23 protein-coding genes and 1 tRNA gene are annotated in these 23,770 nt (G+C 60.6%); 4 read left to right on the top strand and 20 right to left on the bottom strand.

From position 1 onward, the window contains the following. Positions 1-10: 10 nt before the first annotated feature. The 8 genes from rseP to rpsB form a co-directional block, all read right to left on the bottom strand. Positions 11-1,354 (bottom strand): RIP metalloprotease RseP, encoded by a 1,344-nt coding sequence (gene rseP / locus AB3X39_RS01470; protein WP_369415578.1) that lies wholly within the window; start codon positions 1,352-1,354, stop codon positions 11-13. Positions 1,355-1,390: 36 nt separating this feature from the next. Continuing rightward, complete coding sequence (ispC, locus tag AB3X39_RS01465) at positions 1,391-2,575, bottom strand: 1-deoxy-D-xylulose-5-phosphate reductoisomerase (protein ID WP_369415577.1); 1,185 nt, start codon at positions 2,573-2,575, stop codon at positions 1,391-1,393. Then, the gene (locus AB3X39_RS01460; RefSeq protein WP_369415576.1) at positions 2,572-3,420 is read right to left on the bottom strand and encodes a phosphatidate cytidylyltransferase; all 849 of its coding nucleotides are present in this window, start codon (positions 3,418-3,420) and stop codon (positions 2,572-2,574) included. The genes ispC and AB3X39_RS01460 overlap by 4 nt, the downstream gene beginning before the upstream one ends. Positions 3,421-3,476: 56 nt before the next feature. Next, a complete protein-coding gene (gene uppS / locus AB3X39_RS01455; RefSeq protein WP_369415575.1) occupies positions 3,477-4,208 on the bottom strand; it encodes a polyprenyl diphosphate synthase in 732 nt (243 codons plus the stop codon). Between the two features lie 39 nt (positions 4,209-4,247). Further along, entirely contained in the window at positions 4,248-4,808 is a 561-nt protein-coding gene (gene frr, locus AB3X39_RS01450) for a ribosome recycling factor (RefSeq protein ID WP_369415574.1), read from the bottom strand. A gap of 30 nt (positions 4,809-4,838) precedes the next feature. Continuing rightward, positions 4,839-5,549 (bottom strand): UMP kinase, encoded by a 711-nt coding sequence (gene pyrH / locus AB3X39_RS01445; RefSeq protein ID WP_369415573.1) that lies wholly within the window; start codon positions 5,547-5,549, stop codon positions 4,839-4,841. Between the two features lie 56 nt (positions 5,550-5,605). Further along, positions 5,606-6,502, bottom strand: coding sequence for a translation elongation factor Ts (tsf, locus tag AB3X39_RS01440; RefSeq protein WP_369415572.1), 897 nt, complete (start codon positions 6,500-6,502; stop codon positions 5,606-5,608). Between the two features lie 93 nt (positions 6,503-6,595). Further along, positions 6,596-7,345: a 30S ribosomal protein S2 gene (gene rpsB, locus AB3X39_RS01435; RefSeq protein ID WP_369415571.1), complete on the bottom strand. Its 750-nt coding sequence runs from the start codon at positions 7,343-7,345 to the stop codon at positions 6,596-6,598. Between the two features lie 257 nt (positions 7,346-7,602). On the opposite strand from rpsB, the gene AB3X39_RS01430 reads away from it, so the two are divergent. The 3 genes from AB3X39_RS01430 to AB3X39_RS01420 all read left to right on the top strand — a co-directional run bounded on the left by AB3X39_RS01430 (position 7,603) and on the right by AB3X39_RS01420 (position 10,963). After that, positions 7,603-8,898, top strand: a complete 1,296-nt coding sequence (locus AB3X39_RS01430; protein ID WP_369415570.1) for an FAD-dependent oxidoreductase — start codon at positions 7,603-7,605, stop codon at positions 8,896-8,898. After that, positions 8,886-9,353 (top strand): putative toxin-antitoxin system toxin component, PIN family, encoded by a 468-nt coding sequence (locus AB3X39_RS01425; RefSeq protein WP_369415569.1) that lies wholly within the window; start codon positions 8,886-8,888, stop codon positions 9,351-9,353. Before AB3X39_RS01430 ends, AB3X39_RS01425 begins: the two co-directional genes overlap by 13 nt. Positions 9,354-9,490: 137 nt before the next feature. After that, entirely contained in the window at positions 9,491-10,963 is a 1,473-nt protein-coding gene (locus tag AB3X39_RS01420; RefSeq protein ID WP_369415568.1) for an NAD(P)H-hydrate dehydratase, read from the top strand. Here AB3X39_RS01420 and rnr read toward each other — a convergent pair. Next, complete coding sequence (gene rnr, locus AB3X39_RS01415) at positions 10,890-13,058, bottom strand: ribonuclease R (RefSeq protein ID WP_407069715.1); 2,169 nt, start codon at positions 13,056-13,058, stop codon at positions 10,890-10,892. The genes AB3X39_RS01420 and rnr overlap by 74 nt on opposite strands. 100 nt (positions 13,059-13,158) lie before the next feature. On the opposite strand from rnr, the gene AB3X39_RS01410 reads away from it, so the two are divergent. After that, positions 13,159-13,243 (top strand) — tRNA-Leu (locus tag AB3X39_RS01410). A gap of 101 nt (positions 13,244-13,344) precedes the next feature. Here the strand turns inward: AB3X39_RS01410 and AB3X39_RS01405 are convergent. The 11 genes from AB3X39_RS01405 to AB3X39_RS01355 form a co-directional block, all read right to left on the bottom strand. After that, positions 13,345-13,866 (bottom strand): phosphoribosyltransferase, encoded by a 522-nt coding sequence (locus AB3X39_RS01405; protein ID WP_369415566.1) that lies wholly within the window; start codon positions 13,864-13,866, stop codon positions 13,345-13,347. Between the two features lie 10 nt (positions 13,867-13,876). After that, the gene (locus AB3X39_RS01400; protein WP_369415565.1) at positions 13,877-15,235 is read right to left on the bottom strand and encodes an adenylosuccinate synthase; all 1,359 of its coding nucleotides are present in this window, start codon (positions 15,233-15,235) and stop codon (positions 13,877-13,879) included. A gap of 45 nt (positions 15,236-15,280) precedes the next feature. Continuing rightward, a complete protein-coding gene (locus AB3X39_RS01395; protein ID WP_369415564.1) occupies positions 15,281-16,459 on the bottom strand; it encodes an ATP phosphoribosyltransferase regulatory subunit in 1,179 nt (392 codons plus the stop codon). 64 nt (positions 16,460-16,523) lie between these two features. Then, on the bottom strand, positions 16,524-16,712 hold the full coding sequence (locus tag AB3X39_RS01390) for a DUF2065 family protein (protein ID WP_369415563.1): 189 nt from the start codon (positions 16,710-16,712) through the stop codon (positions 16,524-16,526). A gap of 10 nt (positions 16,713-16,722) precedes the next feature. Continuing rightward, the gene (hflC, locus tag AB3X39_RS01385; RefSeq protein WP_369415562.1) at positions 16,723-17,622 is read right to left on the bottom strand and encodes a protease modulator HflC; all 900 of its coding nucleotides are present in this window, start codon (positions 17,620-17,622) and stop codon (positions 16,723-16,725) included. A gap of 14 nt (positions 17,623-17,636) precedes the next feature. After that, on the bottom strand, positions 17,637-18,941 hold the full coding sequence (gene hflK, locus AB3X39_RS01380) for an FtsH protease activity modulator HflK (RefSeq protein ID WP_369415561.1): 1,305 nt from the start codon (positions 18,939-18,941) through the stop codon (positions 17,637-17,639). Positions 18,942-18,949: 8 nt separating this feature from the next. After that, the gene (hflX, locus tag AB3X39_RS01375) at positions 18,950-20,128 is read right to left on the bottom strand and encodes a GTPase HflX (protein ID WP_369415589.1); all 1,179 of its coding nucleotides are present in this window, start codon (positions 20,126-20,128) and stop codon (positions 18,950-18,952) included. A gap of 67 nt (positions 20,129-20,195) precedes the next feature. Then, the gene (gene hfq, locus AB3X39_RS01370; RefSeq protein ID WP_009453400.1) at positions 20,196-20,447 is read right to left on the bottom strand and encodes an RNA chaperone Hfq; all 252 of its coding nucleotides are present in this window, start codon (positions 20,445-20,447) and stop codon (positions 20,196-20,198) included. 84 nt (positions 20,448-20,531) lie between these two features. After that, a complete protein-coding gene (der, locus tag AB3X39_RS01365) occupies positions 20,532-21,881 on the bottom strand; it encodes a ribosome biogenesis GTPase Der (RefSeq protein WP_009453401.1) in 1,350 nt (449 codons plus the stop codon). Between the two features lie 20 nt (positions 21,882-21,901). Then, positions 21,902-23,065 carry an outer membrane protein assembly factor BamB gene (locus AB3X39_RS01360; protein WP_369415560.1) on the bottom strand — a complete coding sequence of 388 codons (1,164 nt, stop codon included), beginning with the start codon at positions 23,063-23,065 and terminating at the stop codon, positions 21,902-21,904. Beyond that, positions 23,062-23,751, bottom strand: a complete 690-nt coding sequence (locus AB3X39_RS01355) for a YfgM family protein (RefSeq protein ID WP_369415559.1) — start codon at positions 23,749-23,751, stop codon at positions 23,062-23,064. The genes AB3X39_RS01360 and AB3X39_RS01355 overlap by 4 nt, the downstream gene beginning before the upstream one ends. Between the last annotated feature and the right edge of the window lie 19 nt (positions 23,752-23,770).

Genomic DNA, 23,770 nt, shown 5'->3' with positions numbered 1-23,770 from the left:
GCAATCATCATCAGCCCATCAGGCGGGCCACATCGTTGTAGAGCGCGATCGACATCATCGCCAGAATCAGCATCACCCCGCCACGCTGCAAGCGCTCCACCCAATCGGGTGACATGGGCCGACCCATGACAGCTTCGACGACGTAATACACCAGATGACCACCATCCAACACCGGCAAGGGCAAGAGGTTGAGAACGCCCAAGCTGATACTGACAATGGCCAAAAAGTTGAGATAGTAGGCCAAACCGAGCTGGGCCGATTGGCCGGCGTAGTCAGCGATGGTCAGCGGGCCACTCAAGTTACGCACCGATGCCTGCCCAATCAGCATGCGCCCGAGCATGCGCAAGGACATGAAGGCGTTTTCCCACGTGTGCGCAAAAGCCTGCGTCACGCCATCGATCAAGCCATAACGCACCCGCACCAACTCGGGAGGCGCACCCACCACAGCCTCAATGCGCCCGATGCGCTGACCATGGTCATCCACCGTTTTGGGGGTGACGCGGAGCATCAACTGCTGCGAAGTCCGTTGAACCTGCCAGATCTGTGGCTGGACATCCCCTTGGCTCGACACCGAGGCCCGAATCAAGGCCCGCAAGGCCCCGGCATCGGCCACCGCTTGACCTTGCACTTGAAGCACCCGATCCCCTTGCCGCAGTCCCGCATGGTCCGCCGGGCCATCCGGGGTGACCCGGCCAATCAGCGGCTCGCTGTACGGGGCGCCCAAACCCACCTGACGCATGACGTTGGCTTCGGCATCGTGGAGCGTCAAGCCGGATAAGGCCAGACGCAAGGTTCGGTGATCGGTGGTTTGTACCCAAAGATCTCGCCCATCCATCACCGCTTGCATCATTTGCCAACGCACTTGGGTCATCGACTCGACATCGTCCCATCGCTGCTGATCGGTCGATACCGCCAACAGACGATCTCCGGCTCGCAACCCGGCACGTTCAGCCAAACTCCCGACCATGGGTGAGCCGACTTGGGCCACAGGCTCATCGGTGCCAATCCATCCGGCCAGCATATAGAGCGCCACCGCCAAGATCAGATTGGCCAGCGGTCCTGCCGCAACGATGGCGGCACGCTGCTTCAAGCTTTTACGGTTGAAAGCGCGATGCAACTCATCGGGAGCAACCTCGCCTTCACGCTCGTCCAGCATGCGGACATATCCACCCAGAGGCAGCGCGGATAACACCCACTCGGTCTCGCCACGCTGCTTGGACCAAATCACCCGGCCAAAGCCGAGCGAAAAGCGCAGCACCTTGACCCCGCAAGCCGTGGCCACCCGGTAGTGACCCCACTCATGCACGAGCACCAAAATGCTCAGCGTCAACAAAAAAGCCAAAAAAGCGGTCATGGCAGGCACTCCATCAAGGGCCGCAAGAACCCTGGGTCAGGTCGGCAACGCGGCGATGTACTGATCAGCATAGCGACGCGCCAGTTCATCCAAGGCCAACAAACCTGCCATCGATTCAGTCGAGGCTGTCGGCACCGACAAGCCCTCAAGCGTAGCGGCATTGACCGCGTGGATTTGGTCAAAGCGCAAGCGGCCCTCCAAGAATGCGGCCACCGCGACTTCGTTGGCAGCATTGAGCACCGCCGTGCTACCCGCTGGGCCTTCCAAGGCTTGCCATGCCAACTGCAACCCGGGGAATCGCCGTGCATCGGCCTCTTCAAAGGTCAGCGCCGACAACGACAGGAAGTCGAGCCTTGAAGCCCCCGATTCGATACGTCCAGGCCACGACAACCCGTAAGCGATGGGTACTTTCATGTCGGGCGTGCCCAACTGCGCCAGCACCGAGGCATCGCGGCACACCACCATCGAATGGATGATGCTTTGTGGATGGATCACCACCCGCACCTGTGAGGGTGTGAGGTTGAACAGCCAGCGTGCCTCAATGACTTCGAGCGCCTTGTTCATCATGGTGGCCGAATCGACCGAGATCTTGCGGCCCATGACCCAATTCGGGTGCGCGCAGGCTTGATCGGGGGTGACCGAGCTCAAGGTGGCCGGGTCACGCTGACGAAACGGCCCACCCGAGGCGGTCAGGATGATGTGGTCGATCAGTCCGGGCCACAGGGCGCGGTCGGTCGGCAGACACTGGAAGATCGCTGAATGCTCGCTGTCGATCGGCAGCAACGTGGCCCCGCCCTCCTCGACCGTGCGCATGAACAGCTCGCCCCCCACCACCAAGGCTTCTTTGTTGGCCAGCAAGAGGCGTTTGCCGGCCCGGGCCGCCGCCAAACAGGGCCGCAGGCCCGCTGCGCCGACGATGGCCGCCATCACGGCGTCCACCTCGGGGTGCGAGGCCACCCAATCCAGCGCATCCGCCCCCACCAGCACCTCGGTGGGGATCTGATGCACCGCCAAACTGCGGCGCAACTCTTGGGCCGCCTCGGGCGTGGGCAGCACGGCAAAACGCGGCTGCCAGCGCAAGCACTGTTGCAGCAGCTCCTCAATGCGGCGATGGCCCGTGAGCGCAAACACCTCGAACCGCTCGGGATGGCGCGCCACCACGTCGAGCGTGCTGGTACCGATGGAGCCGGTCGAGCCGAGGATGCAAAGAGCAGACTTCATACGCTTACCACCCACATGGCGATCGGAAAAACCGGCAGCAAAGCATCGACCCGGTCGAGCACCCCACCGTGACCCGGCAACAACTGGCTGCTGTCTTTGGCCCCAGCACTGCGCTTGACCAACGATTCAAACAAATCGCCCACCACGCTGAACACCGTCAAAAACACACTGCACGCCACCAGTCCCAACCAGCCATAACGCTGCATCAGGAGGCCAAAGAGGCTCGGATGGGCAGCGCCGAGCGGCCCTTCCACCGCCTGCCAGACGCCGGCCATGACCAACACCGCCAAGGCGCCGGTATAAGCCCCCGCCCAGCTTTTGCCCGGACTGATCGTCGGGGCCAACTTGCGCCGACCCCAAGCGCGCCCGCCAAAATAGGCCGCACTGTCGGCCATCCAAACGAGGCAAAAAATCGAAAACAGGAAGTTCAGTCCCTTGGCCCGCGCCGCCATGATCGCCAGCCACGCCAAGACCAGCAACACCATGCCAAGCAACCAGCGCAGCACACGCGGCACCAAAGGCCAAGCGCCCACGCCGCCATAAAGCGCCGCCGAGCCACCGATCACCCACAACAAGGTGCCAACCCACCACAGACGCAACAAGTTCTCAGCCGGGGAGCCTTGAGAAAACACCGCTTGCAGGGCGGCCACACACAGGGCCATCACCGCAGCACCCATCAGGTGGGCACCGAAACCCGGCAGGCCATTCAGACGCGCCCACTCCCAACCCGCCGCGCCGATCATCAGCAGACTCAGCAAAGCGAAAGGGGCTGGTGCATCGACCCAGAGCGCGGGGATCAGCACGGCAAGCAAGACGATGGCGGTGAGGATGCGCTGTTTGAGCATGCTGAAAAAGCGTCAAAACGCTTTAAAAGGAGGGAAGAAACAGACCAGCCCGCAAATCACGGGGCTTTGACCTGACCAAAACGCCGGTCGCGGCGTGCATAGGCGGCCAGCGCCTCATCAAGCGCTTTGGCATCGAAATCCGGCCAGAGACAATCGGAGAAAACCAGCTCAGCGTAAGCGATTTGCCAGAGCAGGAAATTGGAAATCCGCACCTCACCCCCGGTGCGGATAAAAAGATCAGGATCCGGTGCGTAGGCCTGCGACATGAAGCCCGACAACATCGCCTCATCCAAGGCCTCGGGCTGAACACCCGCCGCAAGAGCTTGGCGACACGCCTGAACCACATCCCAGCGCCCGCCGTAGTTGAAGGCCACCGAAACAGTGATGCGGGTGTTGTGCGCCGTGCGCGCCTCGGCGTCATCCCAAGCGGCCAAGATGCGCTCGGGCACACCCTTGCGGTCCCCAATGATGCGGATGCGCACGCCGTCGTTGACCATCTTGAGCAGGTACTTCGACACCGCCACGACGATCAGACTCATCAAACCAGAAACTTCGTCCTCGGGACGTTTCCAGTTCTCCGACGAAAACGCGAAAACGGTGAGAAATTCGATGCCCCGCTCAGCGCAGGCATCGATGACTTTGACCAAGGTATCGACACCAAACTTATGCCCCACCACCCGGGGCATCAAGCGCCGCTTGGCCCAGCGACCATTGCCATCCATCACGATGGCCACGTGACACGGAACCGGCACAGCACCCGCCAGTGAAGAAGAAGTCTTGGTTGCCACAGCCAAAGCCCGAAAAAGACGCGTCGAGGCCCAGCGGCCTCAAACGGCCATGATGTCGGCTTCTTTGGCTTGGATCAGCTTGTCCAATTCAGTGATGGTGCGATCGGTCAGCTTTTGAACTTCATCGATCGAACGACGTTCTTCGTCTTCCGTGATGAGCTTGTCCTTGAGCAGCTTTTTGGCGTGATCGTTGGCATCACGGCGCACATTGCGCACCGCCACTTTGGCGTCTTCGCCGGCGTGACGCACCACCTTGGTCAGATCGCGACGACGCTCTTCGGTCAAAGCCGGCATCGGTACGCGGATCAAATCACCCATGGCGGACGGATTCAACCCGAGATCAGACTCACGAATGGCCTTTTCGATCGGCTTGGCCATGGTTTTTTCCCACGGCTGCACGCTGATGGTGCGCGCATCCACCAACGTCACATTGGCCACTTGGCTGATCGGCAACATCGAGCCGTAGTAATCAACCTGCACCTGATCCAAGATGCCCGGGTGAGCCCGGCCGGTACGGATTTTTTGCAATTCGTTCTTGAAGGCTTCGATGGACTTGGCCATCTTGGCTTCAGCGTTTTTCTTGATTTCGGCAATGCTCATGAAAGACTCCAGCAACGGCTCACAACAAGCTCAAACATGCACCAAGGTGCCTTCATCGGCACCTTCAACCACGCGCCGCAGGGCTCCCGGCTTGAAGATCGAGAACACCCGGATCGGCAAATTCTGGTCCCGACACACCGCAAAAGCTGCCGCGTCAAGCACGCGCAAATTGCGCTGAATGGCTTCATCAAAAGTCAACGAAGGGTAACGGGTCGCCGAAGGATCTGTCTTCGGATCGGCGGTGTAGACCCCATCGACCTTGGTGGCCTTCAACACAATCTGGGCGCCAATTTCCGCACCCCGCAAAGCCGCAGCCGTGTCGGTGGTGAAGAACGGGTTGCCCGTGCCCGCAGCAAAAACCACGACCTTACCCTCTTCGAGGTACTGCAACGCCTTGGGCCGGACATACGACTCCACCACTTGCTCAATCGCAATGGCAGACATCACCCGGGCCACCAAGCCTTCTTGACGCATCGTGTCGGCCAAGGCCAGCGCGTTCATCACCGTGGCCAGCATGCCCATGTAATCGGCGGTGGCGCGATCCATACCGACCGCGCCGCCAGCCACCCCTCGAAAAATGTTGCCCCCGCCGATCACCACCGCAACCTCGCACCCCATGCGGGTGACCTCTTGAATCTCACGCACGATGCGCACGATGGTGGCGCGATTGATGCCATAAGCATCGTCCCCCATGAGTGCCTCACCGGAGAGCTTCAAGAGAATGCGTTTGTAGGCCGACATGGAAAAGGTCCTTCGAAAAAAGACGGGGGCAGCAAGTTTAAGGGGTTAAACGCAGATCAAAGGCCCTTGGCAGCCGCCACTTGGGCAGCCACTTCAGCAGCGAAGTCGTCTTGCTTTTTCTCGATGCCTTCGCCAACGATGAACATCGTGAACGACGTGACCGTGGTGCCCACGCTCTTCAGATATTGGCCCACGGTTTGCTTGCCGTCCGCCGCCTTCACGAAGACTTGGTCCAGCAAGGAGACTTCCTTCAGGTACTTCTGCACCGAGCCTTCAACCATCTTGGCGACGATCTCAGCCGGCTTGCCGGACTCAGCGGCCTTCTCGGCAGCCACGCGGCGCTCTTTTTCGATCAGGTCAGCGGGAACATCGGCCGACGACACCGACACCGGCTTCATGGCGGCGATGTGCATCGCCGCATCCTTGGCTGCCGTGGCGTCGCCGGTGTATTCCACCATCACACCAATACGCACACCGTGCAGGTAATGCGCCAAGGAGCCGCCATCGGCGTAACGCTTGAAGCGGCGGATGGTCATGTTTTCGCCGATCTTGCCGATCAAGCCCTTGCGCACGTCTTCCACGGTCGGACCGAAATCAGCCAGAGTCAACGGCAAAGCGGACAAGGCAGCCACGTCGGCCGGATTTTGCTCAGCAGCCAACTTGGCGCAGGCTTGCACGAAGGCGACAAAGTGATCGTTCTTCGAGACGAAGTCGGTTTCGCAGTTCACTTCCACCAGCGCGCCGATCGAACCGGAGACAGCTGCGGCGATCACGCCTTCAGCGGTCACGCGGGTCGCGGCCTTGCTGGCTTTGCTGCCGAGCTTGACACGCAGGATTTCTTCGGCACGGACCATGTCGCCTTCAGCTTCGGTCAGTGCTTTCTTGCACTCCATCATCGGCGCGTCGGTCTTAGCGCGCAGTTCAGCCACCATGCTTGCGGTGATCGCAGCCATGTTTTCTCTCCTAGTGAACTTGGAAAATCTTGGAAAAAAGGGGCTTTTCAGCCCCCGAAGTCATGCGCCCTTGCGAGCACCTTGGGAAACGGTTTAAGCCGCTTCGTTGACTTCCACGAATTCGTCCGACGAGGTCGTCGAAACAGCTTCCACCACGTCAGCCACCGCATTGGCACGGCCTTCGAGCACGGCGTCAGCAAAAGCGCGGGCATACAGCGCCACAGCCTTGGCCGAGTCGTCGTTACCCGGAATCACGTAGTTGATGCCTTCCGGGCTGTGGTTGGTATCAACCACGCCGATGATGGGAATGCCCAGCTTTTGAGCTTCAGCAATCGCAATCTTGTGGAAGCCCACGTCGATCACGAACAGCGCATCCGGCAAGCCACCCATGTCTTGGATACCGCCGATGTCTTTTTCCAGCTTGGCCAGTTCGCGCTGGAACAACAAGCCTTCTTTCTTGCTCATCGACTCCAAGCCCGCTTCAGTCTGAGCTTGCATGTCCTTGAGCTTCTTCAACGAACCCTTGACGGTCTTGAAGTTGGTCAGCATGCCGCCGAGCCAACGCTGATCGACGTAAGGCATACCAGCGCGTGCAGCTTCTTCAGCCACCACTTCGCGTGCTTGACGCTTGGTGCCGACGAACAAGATGGTGCCGCGACGTGCTGCCAGTTGACGAGCAAACTTGGTCGCCTCTTCGAAAAGCGGAACCGTCTTTTCGAGGTTGATGATGTGGATCTTGTTGCGATGGCCGAAGATATACGGGGCCATCTTGGGGTTCCAGAAGCGGGTTTGGTGTCCGAAGTGGACGCCGGCTTCCAGCATTTCGCGCATAGAGTAGGGCATATTTGCTCCAAAGGTTGGGTCTAGAATCCGGCACGAATCGCGTCAAGCGACACCTTTAGGTGACCGGGTTCGGGCTTATTGATCTGTTCCCTGCCTTATCTGCTCGTTCCACCTTGACCCACACCGAACTGGCAGCACGGAGCTTGCAAGGACGGATGGGCGGCACTTGGTGGCGTTTTGCCGCTTTTAAGGCGGGTTCACACGGCTTTGGGTTCAGGGCCCGGATAAACCCGCAGATTGTACATGGGTTCAGCAGGATGCATATTGCCATCATGGGTGCCGGCATCACCGGCATCACCACCGCTTACGAGCTGGCCATCGACGGCCACCGGGTCACCGTCTTTGATCGCAACGACATGGTGGCCTCCGAGGGCAGCTTCGCCAACGCCGGCTTGGTTTCCCCTGGATGCGTCTCCCCGGCCGCTGCGCCCGGGTTACGACGCTGGCTGTTGCGCGGCCTGTTTACCCATGAGTCAGCTTTGCGCTGGCGGCCCAACCTCAATCGCAGCCAATGGAGCTGGCTGAGGCAGTGGTGGCAAGCATGCGAAGCCCCCCAAGCTGAAGACGTTCGCGCCATGGTGGAGCTCGCCCGACTCAGCCGCGAACGCTTGGCAGGCATCACCGAACGCTATCGACTTGACTACGAACGCAGCGATGGCGTGCTGCTGCTGCTGCGCAGTGGGCGTGAATTTGCAGCCACCCATCGACATATGACGATGCTGGGTGAGCTTGGCGTTGATGCACAAGAACTCACGCCTGAACGCTGCCGCGAAATCGAACCCAGTTTGCGCGAGAAGGTTCGGTTGGCGGGGGGCCTTCTTTTGGCCGATGACGGCGTGGGCAACTGCCGCCAATTCGCCCAAATGCTGCGTGACATCGCCACTGAAAAATACGGCGTGCTCTTTCGCTTCGGTACGGAGGTCCTGGCGTTGGATTGCACACAAGGTCGCCCCTTGGTGCATTTTGAGCAACGGGCCTTGCGCTCACCCGGCACTCAAGACCGCTTGCCTGAGTTGCGTATTGAGCCCTACGACGCCGTCGTGATCTGCGGTGGCGCCAGTGCCAAACCAGTGCTGCGCAGTGCCGGCCTAGAACTGCCCATCCTCCCGGTGTACGGCTACTCCGTCACCTTGCGCCTGCGCACCGATGGTCATGCCCCACGCTCGGCGATCGTCGATGCGCGAACAGGCATTGCCATCACCCGCATGGGGGATCGTGTCCGCGTCACCGGTGGATTTGAAATCTTCCAAGATCGCCAACCGCTGCAACAAAGTGGCGCGCTCATGCCGCTCTACAAAGCTCTGCACCGCTGGTACCCCTTCGCGGCGGACATGTCTCAACCCCAAATCTGGAAAGGCGCTCGCCCCATGCTGCCGCACGGCCCACCCGTGGTCGGTCCGGCCCCATCCAGCGGGGTGTGGCTCAACGTCGGCCACGGTGCGCACGGTTGGTCACTGGCTTGTGGCAGTGCCCGCTTGCTGGCCGACCAGATTGCCGGACGCGAGCCCAGCCTCAATCCCCAACCATTCAGCGTGCGCCCATGGCTGAGATAAGCCGTGAATTGATTCTCGATACCAACGTCGCTTTGGCTTGGCTGCTGTTCGATGATCCGGAAATGCGCCCGATTCATCACGCGCTGCAAGCCCAGCGCTGGCATTGGTCTGCGACACCCATCATGCGCGAGGAATTCATGCACGTTTTGGGCTACCCCACGCTGAGCCAGCACTTTGATGCAACGCACAACGCCGAAACCCTGATTACCGCTTGGGATCGCTGGGTACGCCTTCTGCCTCACACCCCAGAAAACCCACCCCATCCACGCTTACGCTGCACCGATCCCGATGATCAGTGCTTCATTGATCTGGCCATCACGCGTCAAGCCACGCTCATCACCCGCGACAAGGCCTTGCTGGCCTTGGCCCGACGAGCCCACCGAGATCATCACACCCAAGTCATGACCCCTGCGGCTTGGCCCCAAACATGCGCCGACGCGCTCGCAGCATCATGAATCGCCATCCTCTTGGGCTTTGCCGGGTCTTGGGCCCAAACAGTCAACGCGCAACCCACTGGCCGCTCTACGATACAGCCGGCAATCGGGCCCTCGAATCACTGGGGAGCGCCTCTTGGCCGGAAGAATCCTCCTTGATGCAACGCGCTGGCATGGCCGTGGCACGACTGGCCCGCGCCGTGGCGCCGCATGCTCAGCAGGTGTGGGTCCTTGCTGGACCCGGCAACAATGGCGGCGATGGCTTTGAAGCCGCGCGACAGCTTCGACTGCACGCCGGGCTGAACGTGCACGTCAGTTGGCTGGGCACCGAAGATCCGCTCCCCCCCGATGCCCGTGCAGCCTTGCACCGCGCCCAAGCAAGTGGCGTCTCCATCGACAACCGATGCATGCCCCCCAACGGTTTTTCGCAACGAGATCTCAGCATCGACGCTTTGCTGGGTCGCGGCCTGAATCGAACACCTGACGGCATGCTCGCGCATGGCATCACCGCCTTCAATGCGGCGCCCGCACCGATCTTGGCCGTGGACTTGCCCTCTGGATTGAGAGCAGACTCCGGCACGCTCACCGAATCGGGCCTGGGTATTCAAGCCCGCTGGACACTGGCCCTTTTAGGATTGGCCCCAGGCCTCTTCACGGCTCATGGACGCGATTTGTGCGGCGAGATATGGTGGGACAGCTTGGGCATGGATGTCGAACAGATTGCACCCACCGCTTGGCTGGCCAGCACAGCCCAATTGCGTCAGCGCTGGCCCGTGCGCTGCCATGCCCAGCACAAAGGCAGCTTTGGCGATGTCTGGGTGGTAGGCGGTGCCCCCGGTATGTCGGGGGCGGCACACCTCGCCGGCTTGGCGGCCCTGCAAGGTGGCGCAGGTCGGGTTCATCTCACATCGCTGGCCGAAACTGCGGTGAAGGAACTCATGACCCGGCCGCTTGAACACTTGCTCAAAAATCCGCGCCTGCTCCACCATGCCACCGTGGTCGCCGGCTGCGGTGGCGGCGACGACATCGAGCACGTGCTCCCGGTCCTGCTTGAAACCGCGCCCAGACTGGTCTTGGATGCCGATGCTCTGAACGCCGTTGCACGCGATGCGAGCCTGCGTCACGCGCTCAAGGAGCGCCATCAGCACGATATGGCCACCATCCTGACACCCCATCCGCTCGAAGCAGCACGCTTGCTCGGCGGCTGGGAAACCCATGAAGTCCAAGCCGATCGCATCAATGCCGCCACACACCTTGCCCACGCCCTGAACTGCGTCGTGGTGCTCAAGGGCTCAGGCAGCATCGTCACCACGCCAGGCCACTTGGCCATGCTGCATCCCGTGGGTAACGTTTCACTGGCCACGCCGGGCAGTGGCGATGTCTTGGCCGGTTTTCTCGGCGGGCTCTGGAGCCAACTGGCCCACCTTGAGCCCCAAGCCGCACACATTGACTCAGCCCGGCAAGCTGCACATACGGCGGTGCACTGGCATGGTCTGAGCGCCGAACGGCTCAGCCCACGAGGCGAAGTGCTGCGCGCCGAAACACTGGCGCGTCAGCTCATCGTGCCCCCTTTCGACCTGGACGAGCCTTTTCCCGTCCAGCGCCATCGGTACGGGCATGTCGAGCTGTAGGCTTTTTCTTGTCCCTCGCCGCTTGACGCAACACCCGATCTGCATCTTTGACCGCCGCCAAAGTGGCTTCTGAAGCCGTCAAACGCTCACGACCAAGACCCGCGCCGGACGCTGGGTTCGATCCAGCACTGGGGCTGTCCGTCATCAAGCGGAAATCAATCCGGCGACCATCGAGATCCACGCGACTGACCTGAACCCGCACACGCGCCCCGATGCCGTAACGGACCCCCGTGCGCTCCCCCCGCAGTTCTTGTCGTGCGTCATCCAAGCGGAAGTATTCGCCGCCCAATTCGGTGATGTGAATCAAGCCTTCGACAAACAAGGCATCGAGTTGCACGAATAAACCGAAACTCGTGACCGCGCTCACCGTGCCGGCATAGACCTCGCCCAAGCGATCGCGCATGAACTTGCATTTGAGCCAAGCTTCCACATCGCGCGACGCCTCATCGGCGCGACGCTCGTTGGCACTGCAATGCGCCCCGGCCACGTCCCAGGCATCCGCTGCCGTCGCCATCGCGGTGTCGCCAAGCTGCGGCAAGGGAATCTCTAACTTGTAGCGTTTGGCTTGCAACAGCGCCTTGATGACCCGATGCACCAGCAAATCTGGGTAGCGCCGAATCGGGCTGGTGAAATGGGTATAGGCCGTGTACGCCAGCCCAAAATGCCCGCTGTTGTGCGGCGTGTAGATCGCCTGCTGCATGGAGCGCAGCAGCATGGTGTGGATCTGCACCGCATCGGGCCGATCGCGGGTTTGCAGCGCAATGGCTTGCAACTCAGCCGGCTTCGGGTCTTCGCTCAACTCAGCCGTCACCCCCATGCTGCGCAGGTAATTGATCAAGGTCTGGCGCTTCTCGGGGGTCGGCCCTTCGTGGACACGGAACAGGGCCGGATGTTTGGCCCGCTCAATGAAGTCGGCCGCACAGACGTTGGCCGCCAGCATGGCTTCTTCGATCAAACGATGCGCTTCGGTCCGAACACGGGGCACGATCTTCTCGATCCGGCCGTTGTCATCGCAAACGATCTGGGTTTCAGTGGTCTCAAAATCGACCGCGCCCCGCACGCTGCGCGCCTTCAGCAGCGCCCGATAAACCTCGTGCAGATGGATCAATTGCGGCACAAGATCGGCATGCATCTGCGCCTCCGGCCCCCGGGTGTTGGCCAACAAAGCCGCCACCGTGGTGTAGGTCAACCGAGCATGTGAGCAAATCACCGCCGGGTAAAACTGATAGGCCTGCACGTCCCCCTGCGCTGTGACCAGCATGTCACAGACCATGCTGAGTCGATCCTCATCGGGGTTGAGGGAGCACAGCCCGTTGGAGAGCTTCTCCGGCAACATCGGGATGACTCGGCGCGGGAAATAGACCGAGGTCGAACGCTCGAAAGCATCGTCATCCAGCGGCTGTCCTGGTTTGACGTAGTGACTCACGTCCGCAATCGCCACCAACAAACGCCAACCTTTGCCCCGATCGACCCGACACGGCTCGCAATAGACCGCGTCATCAAAATCACGGGCATCCTCACCGTCAATGGTGACCAGCGGCACATCGGTCAGATCGATACGTTGCTGGCGATCCACCGCCCGCAGCCGTGAGGGCAACTTGCCGGCCTGCGCCAATGTTTCGGGTGAAAAGCGGTGCGGAACCTCAAATTTACGCACGGCAATCTCGATCTCCATGCCGGGGTCATCGATATCACCCAGCACTTCCGCAATCCGCCCCACCGGCTGGGTATGCAACGAGGCCACCTCGGTCAACTCGACCGCCACCACCTGCCCCACTTGGGCCTCGGCCACGTTGTGGCGTGGGATAAGGATGTCTTGACCAAAGCGCCGATCTTCGGGCGCAACAATCCACTGCCCCCCCTCATGCAGCAAACGACCCATGATCGGTGTCTTACGCCGCTCAATGATTTCCAGAATCCGCCCTTCAGGCCGCCCTTTGCGATCTTGGCGAATCACGCGTACCCGAACACGATCACGATGAAGCACCGCACGCATTTCTTGGGGGGAAAGATAAATGTCAGGCTCATCGGTCCCGGTGATCAGAAAGCCATGACCATCACGATGCCCCTGAACGGTGCCCTCAATTTCGCTCATCAACGAAAACTTTTGACTAGGGTATTGCATTTCAGATTGATCCCGATATAGAATTCAATTCCCAGCTTGAGACGAAGTTAAAAGAACGTTTCAAAGCAAAGCCCAGGTGGCGGAATTGGTAGACGCACTAGTTTCAGGTACTAGCGGGTAACTCCGTGGAGGTTCGAGTCCTCTCCTGGGCACCAGATACAGAGCACGATCAGCGCAAGTTGATCGTGCTTTTTTCTTGGCTTCACACCCCAAAAACCACCCCGAAAGGTGGCCTTGGTTCTGGGTTTTTCGAGCGTCAAACCGATCGACGATCGGCCAGATCCGCAGGACGCAGTCGATCATAGTCTTCAAAAGGCTGATGAATCCACGGATTGGTCGGCAACTTTTCGACAAAGTAGTCCGGCTCGTAGGTCGAAATACCTTTGACCCACAACACGGCCGAGCGCAACTCTTGGATAGCCGGCATGCTCCGCAGCCGATCCACCACCGCTTGCAGCGTCACGCCCGAATCGGCCAAGTCGTCCACCAAAAGCACCCGTCCAGCCAACTCACCCTTGGGCATGGTGATGTAAGTCGCCATATCCAAGCGCCCTTGGATCGTGCCGGCTTCAGCGCGATACGAACTGGTGGCCATGATGGCCAAAGGTTTGTCAAAAATGCGCGAGATCACATCCCCCGGTCGCAGGCCACCTCGGGCCAAGCAAAGGATCTGATCAAACGCCCAGCCAGACTCATGCACTTGGCGCGCCAAGCGTTCGATCATCTGGTGGTAATCGTCCCAAGAAACGTAGAGATGTTTACCGTCATCGGTCAGCATGATCACTCCCTCAACCCTTGTAGGGGTGACGCAACAAGATCGTGTGATCGCGATCCGGACCGGTCGAAACCATGTCGATCGGTGCGCCGATGAACGCCTGCACCCGCTCCAGATAGCGGCGCGCGTTCAAAGGCAGCTTGTCCCACTCGGTCACGCCAAACGTGGTTTCCGTCCAGCCTGGAAAAGTTTCGTAGACCGGCACGCAATTGACGATTTCATCGGCGTCGAGCGGCAGGATGTCGATGCGCTCACCATGCAAGTCGTAGCCGACGCACATCTTGATCTCGGACAGACCATCCAAAACATCAAGCTTGGTCAGGCACAGCCCCGAAATACCGTTGATCAGGATGGAGCGCTTCATCGCCGCCGCATCCAGCCAACCACAGCGGCGTGCACGACCCGTCACGGTGCCGCGCTCTTGCCCGACCGTCGAGAGGTGATGCCCCACGGTACCGGCCTCATCCATCGGCAACTCGGTCGGGAACGGCCCGGAGCCCACGCGCGTGGTGTAGGCCTTGGTGATGCCCAAGATGTAATGCAACATGCCCGGGCCGACGCCGGAGCCAGCCGCCGCGTTGCCCGCCACGCAGTTGCTGGAAGTAACGAATGGATAGGTGCCGTGATCGATGTCCAGCAACGTGCCTTGGGCACCTTCAAACAGGATCGAGCCGCACGCACGGTTGGCAGCGTCGATGCGCACGCCCACGTCCGCCATCATGGGCTTGAGCTGTTCGGCCTGTTGCATGGCCAGATCAAAAATCGGCTGGAATTCAAGCGCCGTGCTCTTCAGATAGCCTGACAACGCAAAGTTATGCAGATCCAGCAATTCGCGCAGTTTCTTCTCGAAACGCGCCGGATGCTTCAGATCTTGAACGCGCAGCGCACGGCGGGCGACCTTGTCTTCATACGCCGGGCCAATCCCCTTGCCGGTGGTGCCGATCTTGCCGGCGCCGGAGTTCTCACGCAGGGCTTCACGCGCTTTGTCCACTTCCACATGGAAGGGCAAGATCAAGGGACACGACTCGCTGATGAACAAGCGCGAGCGCACTTCCAGACCCGCAGCTTCCAAGCGCCCGATTTCAAGCAGCAAATGGGTGGGATCCACCACCACACCGTTGCCGATGTAGCAGGCCACGCCGGGACGCATGATCCCGGAAGGAATGATCTGCAGCGCGGTTTTCTTGCCATTGATCACCAAGGTGTGACCGGCGTTATGTCCGCCTTGGAAACGCACCACACCCACAGCGTGATCCGTCAACCAATCCACCACCTTGCCCTTGCCTTCGTCACCCCATTGGGTACCGACGACAACCACATTGCGACCGCGTGCGGCAGCCGCCGCCTCACTGCGTGTATCTGTCTGAGACATCTGGAATATTCCGCTCGAAGTGTTTTTCAGGCCGTCTGACACCGCTCAGCGCGTGCAGACCACCCACTGTCCATTGACCTCGACCAGCTCGCGGTCGCAGTCAAATTCATCTGCTTCATGCTCGTGCCCAGGAAGCACGCACGTCACGGTTTCACCTTGAACGCGCAAACGCCGAATCGCTGCGCGCAAAGCGGCATCTTCGTTCCAAGGGGCTCGGATCGCCGCGCGACGGCCATCCAAGCTGATGTGAGCCACCACCGATTTGAGATCCAAGCTGAAGCCGACGGCGGGTCGGCTGCGGCCAAAAATCTGGCCCACGGCGTCATAACGCCCCCCACGCAGCAGCGCTTCACGGCTACCGTTGCCATAGAGCGCAAAACGCGGGCCGGTGTAGTAGGCGTACCCCGAAAGATCCGCCAAATCGAAACCGATCACCAAGTCCGGGTGCGAGGCCTGAAGGTGCCCGGCCAACCAAGCCAGATCACGCAAGGCGGCGTCGATGGCCGGCAACGCTGGCAGTTGCTGGCGAGCCCGATCCAGCACAGACAAGTCGCCGTACAACTCGGGCAACGCCAACAGGGCCTGAGTCAACACTGGGTCTGTCGCTTGGGCCAGCGTGGTGGCGATCAGACGCAGCAACTCGGGCCGATCCTTGGCCACCATGGCAGCCACCCAAGCCGAACGATCCCGCGCAGCCACGCCAGTCGCGTCAAGCAAGGCAGTGACGATGCGCGCGTCCCCCAAGTCCATGGTCAAGCCCGCCAAGCCAGCGCGGCCCAAACAATCGATGGCCAGATCTTGGATTTCCAAATCCGCTTCCAGCCCAGCGTGACCGTAGGTTTCGGCGCCAAACTGCAAGGGCTCGCGGGTGGCGTAGGCCCCAGCCGGCAAGGCATGCAACACCGGGCCGCAATAACAAAGCCGGGTCACACCAGCTCGGTTGAGCAAATGCGCATCGATGCGTGCGACTTGCGGCGTGGTGTCAGCGCGCACCCCCAAGGTGCGGCCACTCAACTGATCGACCAACTTGAAGGTCATCAAATCAAGCGATTCACCACTGCCGCTCAACAGGGAGTCGAGATGCTCGGCCAAGGGCGGCATGACCAACTCGTGCCCAAAAGATCGGGCGGCATCAAGCAGAGTCCGGCGCAGCTCTTCGAGGCGACGAGCCTCGTGGGGCAAGACATCAGCAAGATGCTCGGGCAACAGCCAGGCAGAAGACATAGGAGCGCGGTAGATGAAACGTGCGATTGTACCGGGCGCGGCACAGCCCCTCAGCTGCGCGGCGTCAGCGCCACAGCGCCGCCGTCAACAGCAGGCCCGCGAGCACAGAACACAGCCCGATGAAACGAAGCTGACCGTCAGAGAGCTGCAAAGCCTGCTCGAAGACCTGCCGCCACTGGCGCGGGCGCAAGAGCGGCAACAGCCCTTCCAAGATCAGCACCAAGGCACCAGCCAGCCACAGGGCATCGAGCATGCCAAATCGCTCACTTGCGAGCTGGCGCAGCCGCACCGCCCGAACCGCCGCCATTGCGCATGACTTTGAAGAACTCGGTGCTCGGGTCCACCACGATCACATCGCTCTTGCTGCGGAAACTGGCTTTGTAGGCATCAAGGCTGCGCAAAAACTGCGCGAACTGCGGATCGCGGCCAAACGATTCAGCGTACAAGACAGCCGCCTTGGCATCGCCCTCGCCTTTGACCTTTTGCGCCTCACGATAGGCCTCGGCCAAGATCACTTCGCGCTGACGATCGGCATCAGCGCGGATTTTTTCGCCTTCAGCAGAACCTTCAGAACGCAGCTCATTGGCCACGCGCTTGCGCTCCGACTCCATACGGCGATAGACCGATTCCGTGATCGTGGCGGCGAAATCGACCCGCTTGATCCGCACATCGACAATCTCGATACCAAAGTTTTTGGCGTCATCGCTCAAGCGCTGCATCACGCCTTGCATGATCTTTTCGCGGTCGGTCGAAAGCACGGCACGCACGCTGCGCTTGGTGACTTCTTCGTTCAAGGCCGCCTGAACAATGGGCGAAAGGCGTGCCTCGGCGTTGCGCAGATCCAAGCCGGTGTTGCGGATGAATTGACGCGCTTCCTTGACACGCCACTTCACCAGCCAGTCGATGACCAAGCTCTGCTTTTCGGCCGTAAAAATCGGACGGGTTTCGGGGCTGTCAAGGGTGTAGGTGCGCCGATCGATGAAAACCACGTTCTGTAGCGGCGGCGGCAACTTGAACTTCAACCCCGGTTCGGTGATCACTTCGCGGATTTCACCCAGCGAATAGACCACCGCAAAGTTGCGCTGATCGACGACAAACAACGTCGACATGGCCAACACCAAGACCAGCAACAGCGAAACAACAGTGACAACGAAACGATTCATGCGTGCATCTCCCCTCAACGCCCTTCGCGGTCACGACCGCGTGTGCCTTCCCGCGAACGAGGATCAGCCGCAGGTGGTGGCAAACCCACCGCAGCCACGGCGGGAGCCGCCGCTGTCGACGACAGAGCCTCCGGTGCCGAGGCACCGCCGGCCGCAGCCACAGCCGCGCCACCCGTCGAGGCTTGCAACAATTTATCCAGCGGCAGATAGAGCAAATTGCCACCACCCCGCGAATCCACCATCACCTTGGTCACATTCGAGTAAATCTGCGACATCGCATCGATGTAGAGCCGGTCGCGCATCACAGCCGGGGCTTTCTGATACTCAGGCAGCACACTGCGAAAACGCTGTGCATCCCCTTCGGCTTGAGCAACGACCCGAGCTTTATAGCCCTCGGACTCTTCACGCAACCGCGCCGCCATACCACGCGCCTTCGGGATCACGTCGTTGGCGTAGGCTTGGCCTTCGTTCTTGAGTCGCTCTCGGTCGGCACCGGCTTTGAAGGCATCGTCAAAGGCCGCCTGAACTTGCTCGGGCGGTTGCACACTTTGCACATTCACATTGGCCACCAAGATGCCGGCTTTGAGTCGATCAAGCTGACTTTGAATCGACTTCACCAAGTCCGTCGCAATGGCATCGCGCTGCTCATAGAGCACCGAATCCATGCTGCTGCGGCCAACAATCTCGCGCACGGCCGTCTCGGCGGCTTGCATCACCGCCTCTTCGACGTTGCGGTTTTCAAACATGAAATCCTTGGCATCTTTCAGACGCCATTGCACCGTGAAGCGAATGTCAACGATGTTTTCGTCCTGCGTGATCATGGACGAATCGCGCAAGCCCGTTGCCTGCACCACCGCGTTGCGCCCCACTTCGGTGGAACGGGTCTGCGTCACCGCCACCGTCTCATGTGCTTGGAAGGGGTACGGCCAACGGAAATGAATCCCGGCATCCGCTGTGGTGTGGTTGTAGGCACCAAAGGTGGTGACCACCGCTTGATACCCTTCTGGGACGATGAAAAAACCACTCCCGAGCCAAACCAGCACGGCGCCACCGATGACAGCAAGCCCACCCCAGCCAGCGTTCTTCAAACCCATGGGTGGTGGCGAACTACCGCCCCCTTCGGGGGGCGGATGGTTGTCACGCTTGGCCCCAAAAAGTCCGCCAAGCTTTTGGTTGAAATCACGCCAGAGATCATCCAGATCAGGCGGACCTTCCGGGCGACCTTGATTCAAGATGAGGACGGACTTGACGCGCTGCCAGACCAACGATAAGGTGGGCAGTTTTGGCGAAGAAGATCGCGGGGAAGAGTCTGTACTCATGTCGGTTTTCATGGGATCACAGGCTGATCATCTGATTCGGAATAGGGCTGCGTTGTGAAGGCATCGTTGTTCATCAAGCCAGCATCGCTTTCGGCCTCGCGGCAATCAGCGATCGCCTGACGCAAGCGTGGCAAGCCGTAGCCCGTCATCGCACTCACAAACAGTCGGGGAACACTGCGGCCCGGTTCGAGTTCAAAAAAGTCCTCGTCCGCCCGGGGCAGCAGCGATTCATCCATCAAATCTTGTTTGTTGAACACCAAGATTTGTGGCACCTCGGCCGCCCCGATCTCAGCCAACACCCGCTGAACTTCGCGGACTTGATCAAACCATGTCGGGCTGGCCGCATCGACCACATGCAACAAGACATCGGCTTCGATGGCCTCTTGCAACGTGGCTTGGAAAGCATTGACCAAAGCGTGAGGCAGATCGCGGATAAAACCCACGGTATCGGAGAGCGACACCCGAGCCTGCGCTTCCTCAAGATAGAGCTGCCGCGTGGTGGTATCGAGCGTGGCGAAAAGCTGATCAGCGGCGTAGACCTGCGCCTTCACCAAGGCATTGAACAAGGTGCTCTTGCCGGCGTTGGTGTAGCCCACCAACGAGACCCGCAACACCCCGCTGCGTTCACGCGCCTTGCGCTGAGTGCCGCGCTGGCGTTTGACCTTGATCAACCGCTCTTTGACGGCCTTGATGCGCTCGGCAATCATGCGGCGATCGAGCTCAATCTGGGTTTCCCCGGGACCACCGCGCAAACCAACACCGCCACGCTGACGTTCCAGATGACTCCAACGCCGCACAAGACGGGTGGAAAGATACTGCAACTTGGCCAGCTCGACTTGCAACTTGCCTTCGTGGCTGCGCGCCCGGGCCGCGAAGATCTCAAGGATCAACATGGTCCGGTCGAGCACCTCCACACCGAGGTGTTTTTCCAAATTGCGCTGCTGCGCCGGCCCAAGGAGCTGATCAAAGATCACACATTGCGCGGCGTGCAGTTGCACCAAAGCTTTGATTTCATCGGCCTTGCCTGAACCGACAAAAAGAGCGGCATCGACACTGCGCCGCTTGGCGGTCAACTTCGCCACCGGCAGATCACCGGCAGACTCGGCCAGCAAAGCCAACTCGTCCAGGGACGGATCGAAGAAAGCCTTACCGCCAAAGTCAACCCCCACGAGCACAGCCCGTGGCAAATCAGCGGCAGAAACAACCGGTGCAGTCAAGCGTGCGTCAACCCGAAAAGGCCGTCAGCGGGCTGGCTCAAAGCAAGTCCGCTGGCTGATCACCGACGTGGAAATTGACCACGGGACGACCGGGCACGACCGTCGAGATCGCGTGCTTGTAAACCATCTGGGTCACGGTATTGCGCAACAGAACCACGTACTGATCAAAGGATTCGATATGCCCTTGCAGCTTGATGCCGTTGACAAGGTAGATCGACACCGGCACATGCTCCTTGCGAAGCAGGTTCAGAAACGGGTCTTGTAAAAGTTGCCCTTTGTTATTGCTCACGATGGTGCTCCGTCTAGGTGGAGTTGTTGCGTTGGAGAAAGGAGCGCGCACGTTAACACACGTGCCCACTCCCCCGAGGGGGCTTCAGGATTCTTTGGTGTCGAAGGGGTTATGCGAAGCCCGGAACTCAATGCGCAGCGGCGTACCCGCCAAGCTGAAATGCGCCCGGATTCGGCTTTCCAAATAGCGCTTATAGACATCCGTGACTTGATCCACCGCATTACCGTGGATCACCACCAGCGGCGGATTCTGCCCGCCTTGGTGGGCGTAGCGTAGCTTGGGCCGGGTCGAGCCCACCCGCTTGGGTTGCTGGAACTGCACCGCTTCTTGGAGCAAACGCGTCAGCACCGGCGTGGGCATCTTGGCCATCGCCGCCGCCCACGCGCCGGTGATCGCTTGCCACAAAGGCCCCAAGCCCTGGCGACGTGTGGCCGAGATCTGGAGGATCGGGGCAAACTTCAAAAACGGCAGACGCAGCTCGATGGAACGATCGAGCCGTTCGCGCTGATAGCGGTCGATGGCATCCCATTTGTTGATCGCCACCACCACGGCACGACCCGCCTCCAAGATGTAGCCCGCGATGTGCGCATCTTGATCGGACACCCCTTCGGTGGCATCGACCACCAACAGCACCACGTTAGCGTCGGCAATCGCTTGGAGGGTTTTGACGACCGAAAACTTCTCGATCGCTTCAAAGACCTTGCCCTTGCGACGCAAACCGGCGGTATCGATCAACTCAAAATGCTGACCGTTGCGCTCAAAAGGCACATGGATGGTGTCGCGCGTGGTTCCGGGAAGATCGAACGCCACCAAACGCTCTTCACCCAACCACGCATTGATCAGGGTGGATTTGCCGGCATTGGGTCGCCCCGCCACCGCCAGTCGAATGGGCCGTGCTGCGCCACCGATCGGACCGCTGGCCTCATCGTCATCGTCGGGAAGCTCCACGCCTTCCAGCGCCAACTCCACCAAGCTGCGGATACCTTGGCCGTGCGCCGAGGAAATCGCCACCGGCTGACCGATGCCCAACTCGTAGAACTCGGCCAATTGCGGCGCGTTGATCATGCCTTCGGCCTTGTTGGCCGCAAGGACCACGCGCTTGTTGGCGCTACGCAGGTACTTGGCAATGTCATGGTCCTGCGCCGACAAACCGGCCCGCAAATCCACCACAAACACCACCGCATCGGCTTCAGCCACCGCTTGACGGGTTTGGCGAGCCATCTCCTTGAAGATGCCTTCGGTGCAATCGGGCTCGAAACCCCCGGTATCGATGACGATGAAGGCGTGGCCGGCCAACTTGCCGTCTCCATAGTGACGATCACGCGTCAGGCCGGGATAGTCCGCCACGATCGCATCACGACTGCCCGTGAGTCGGTTGAAAAGCGTGGATTTGCCCACATTGGGGCGCCCCACCAAAGCGATCACAGGTTTCATCAGAACGTCAATTCAATCGGTCATTCGACCCGCAGGCCATAGGCGTTGCCCGCACGGGTCAACACCAGCACATTCTTGGCCGCCCGCACAGGCGGCGCCATCACACCACTCGCATCGGTGAACCAGCGAAACAGCGTTTCGCCCTTGTCCCGAGAGAGAAAATGAATCCATCCTTGGGCATCCCCCAAGACCACCGTGCGATCAAACAGCAACGGTGCGCTCAACCCCCGATAACGGAAGCGCTCGGTGCTCCAGACCACATCCCCGGTGGGTTGCCGCCAAGCGGTCAGCCGATCGGTGGTGGTCGCCCCAAAGACAAAATCACTGTCGGCTGCCAGTCCTTGGAAGCCAGCATGGGCGCGCGACCACAGCAGATTTGACCGTGCCATGTCCACACAACCGACGCTGGATTGGAACGCACGGACGCACACCACATCCCCGGAACGTCCCGCTGGGCCGACCAAGTCGGCCAGTCGCTCCACCTCATTGGTGCCGCGTGGCGTAGCCATCACATGCTCAGCACGCACCGACCCCAGCAAGGGATCCAAGGCCACCAAACGCGGCCCCACGCCCACCAACAAGGTGTTTTGGTAGGCCGTCAACACACCGGTTTGGGCCAAGGCCAAGGCGTCAGTGGCTGGACGCTGGAAGGACCACAGCTTGCGGCCGTCTTGGGCATCGAAGGCTTCGACGGTGCGCTGCACCCCTTGCACGAACACCCGCTCACCCGCGACCAAGGGCGGCGTGACCACCCGCATGTTGAGCCGGGTCTTCCAGCGAATGGCACCGGCTGCCACCACCACCAATTCGTTATCGCGTGTCACCACCGCGCTGTACACGCCGTCGCTGCCAACCCCCGCAGCGATCGGTGCTCCCACGCGCACCCGCTCGCGCTGCAAGCCGGTGGTGGCATCCAGCGTGATCAGATCCCCCGCCAAGGTGGCCAGCACAAATCGCTCACCCACCACCGCCACGGTCTGACCGGGCACCAACGGCCCGAGGGAACTGGACCACATCTGTTGGCCCGTCATGCGGGGCTTGAAAGGCTCCAAAGCCGTTGGCTCAGGCGGCGGCGCAGAACCACAGGCCACCAATCCAACGCCAGCGCATGCCGCCCAGCCCAACAAGCCCAACAAGGCTGCCGCACGGGTCAAGACAGCCTTGGCATTGGCGAAACACGTCATCGAGAGGCTCCCGAGGCGGCAGCGATCGGCGCTGCGGCAGACACCATCGCGTCCGCCTTGCCCAAGGCGATCAACTTCGCTTCCACCGCCCGGCGGTAATCGAGGGTATCGGGCATGGCTTGCCACGCTGCCGCATACGCTTTGACAGCCTCATCGACCTTGCCCTGCAACTGCAAGACATCGCCACGTCGGTCATCGACCAAAGCGACCATGGCCTTGGGGGGCTCAGCGGCCAAGAGCTTGAGCGCTTCGTCGAACTTTTTGTCTTCTGCCCAAAGTGCGGCCAAACGCAATGCTGCCAAGGTGCGATATTCCGGCTCAGAAGCCTCGTCGATCACCCAAGTCAAGCTGGTGCGAGCCGCTTCTTTCTGGCCCCGTTCCCATTGCAGACGAGCCGCCATCAAGCCCGCTTGGCCGGCATAGGCGGTCCCGGGGTAGCGGCTTTTCAAATCCGCAAAAACTTGATTGACACGCGCCACATCGCCCGCCGACACGCCTTGCTCCAAGGCGTCAAACATGCCCGCTGCCTTGGCGGCTTGGTCGCGTTGCCACCACTGCCAGCCATTCCAGCCCGACCACGCCAGCAGCACCGCCACCAGCGACCAGCTGATCACGTTGCCCCAACGCCGCCAGAAGTGCTTCAGTTGTTCGAGCTGTTCCTGCTCTTCAAGATCTAAATTGCTCATGCGCAAGTCGTGCCCGTGC

It is taken from the genome of Leptothrix ochracea (genome assembly GCF_041083635.1).
Taxonomy (GTDB): Bacteria; Pseudomonadota; Gammaproteobacteria; order Burkholderiales; family Burkholderiaceae_C; genus Sphaerotilus; species Sphaerotilus ochraceus.
Note: the sequence above shows the minus strand (reverse complement) of the source record. Positions and strands in the feature narration are given on the sequence as shown.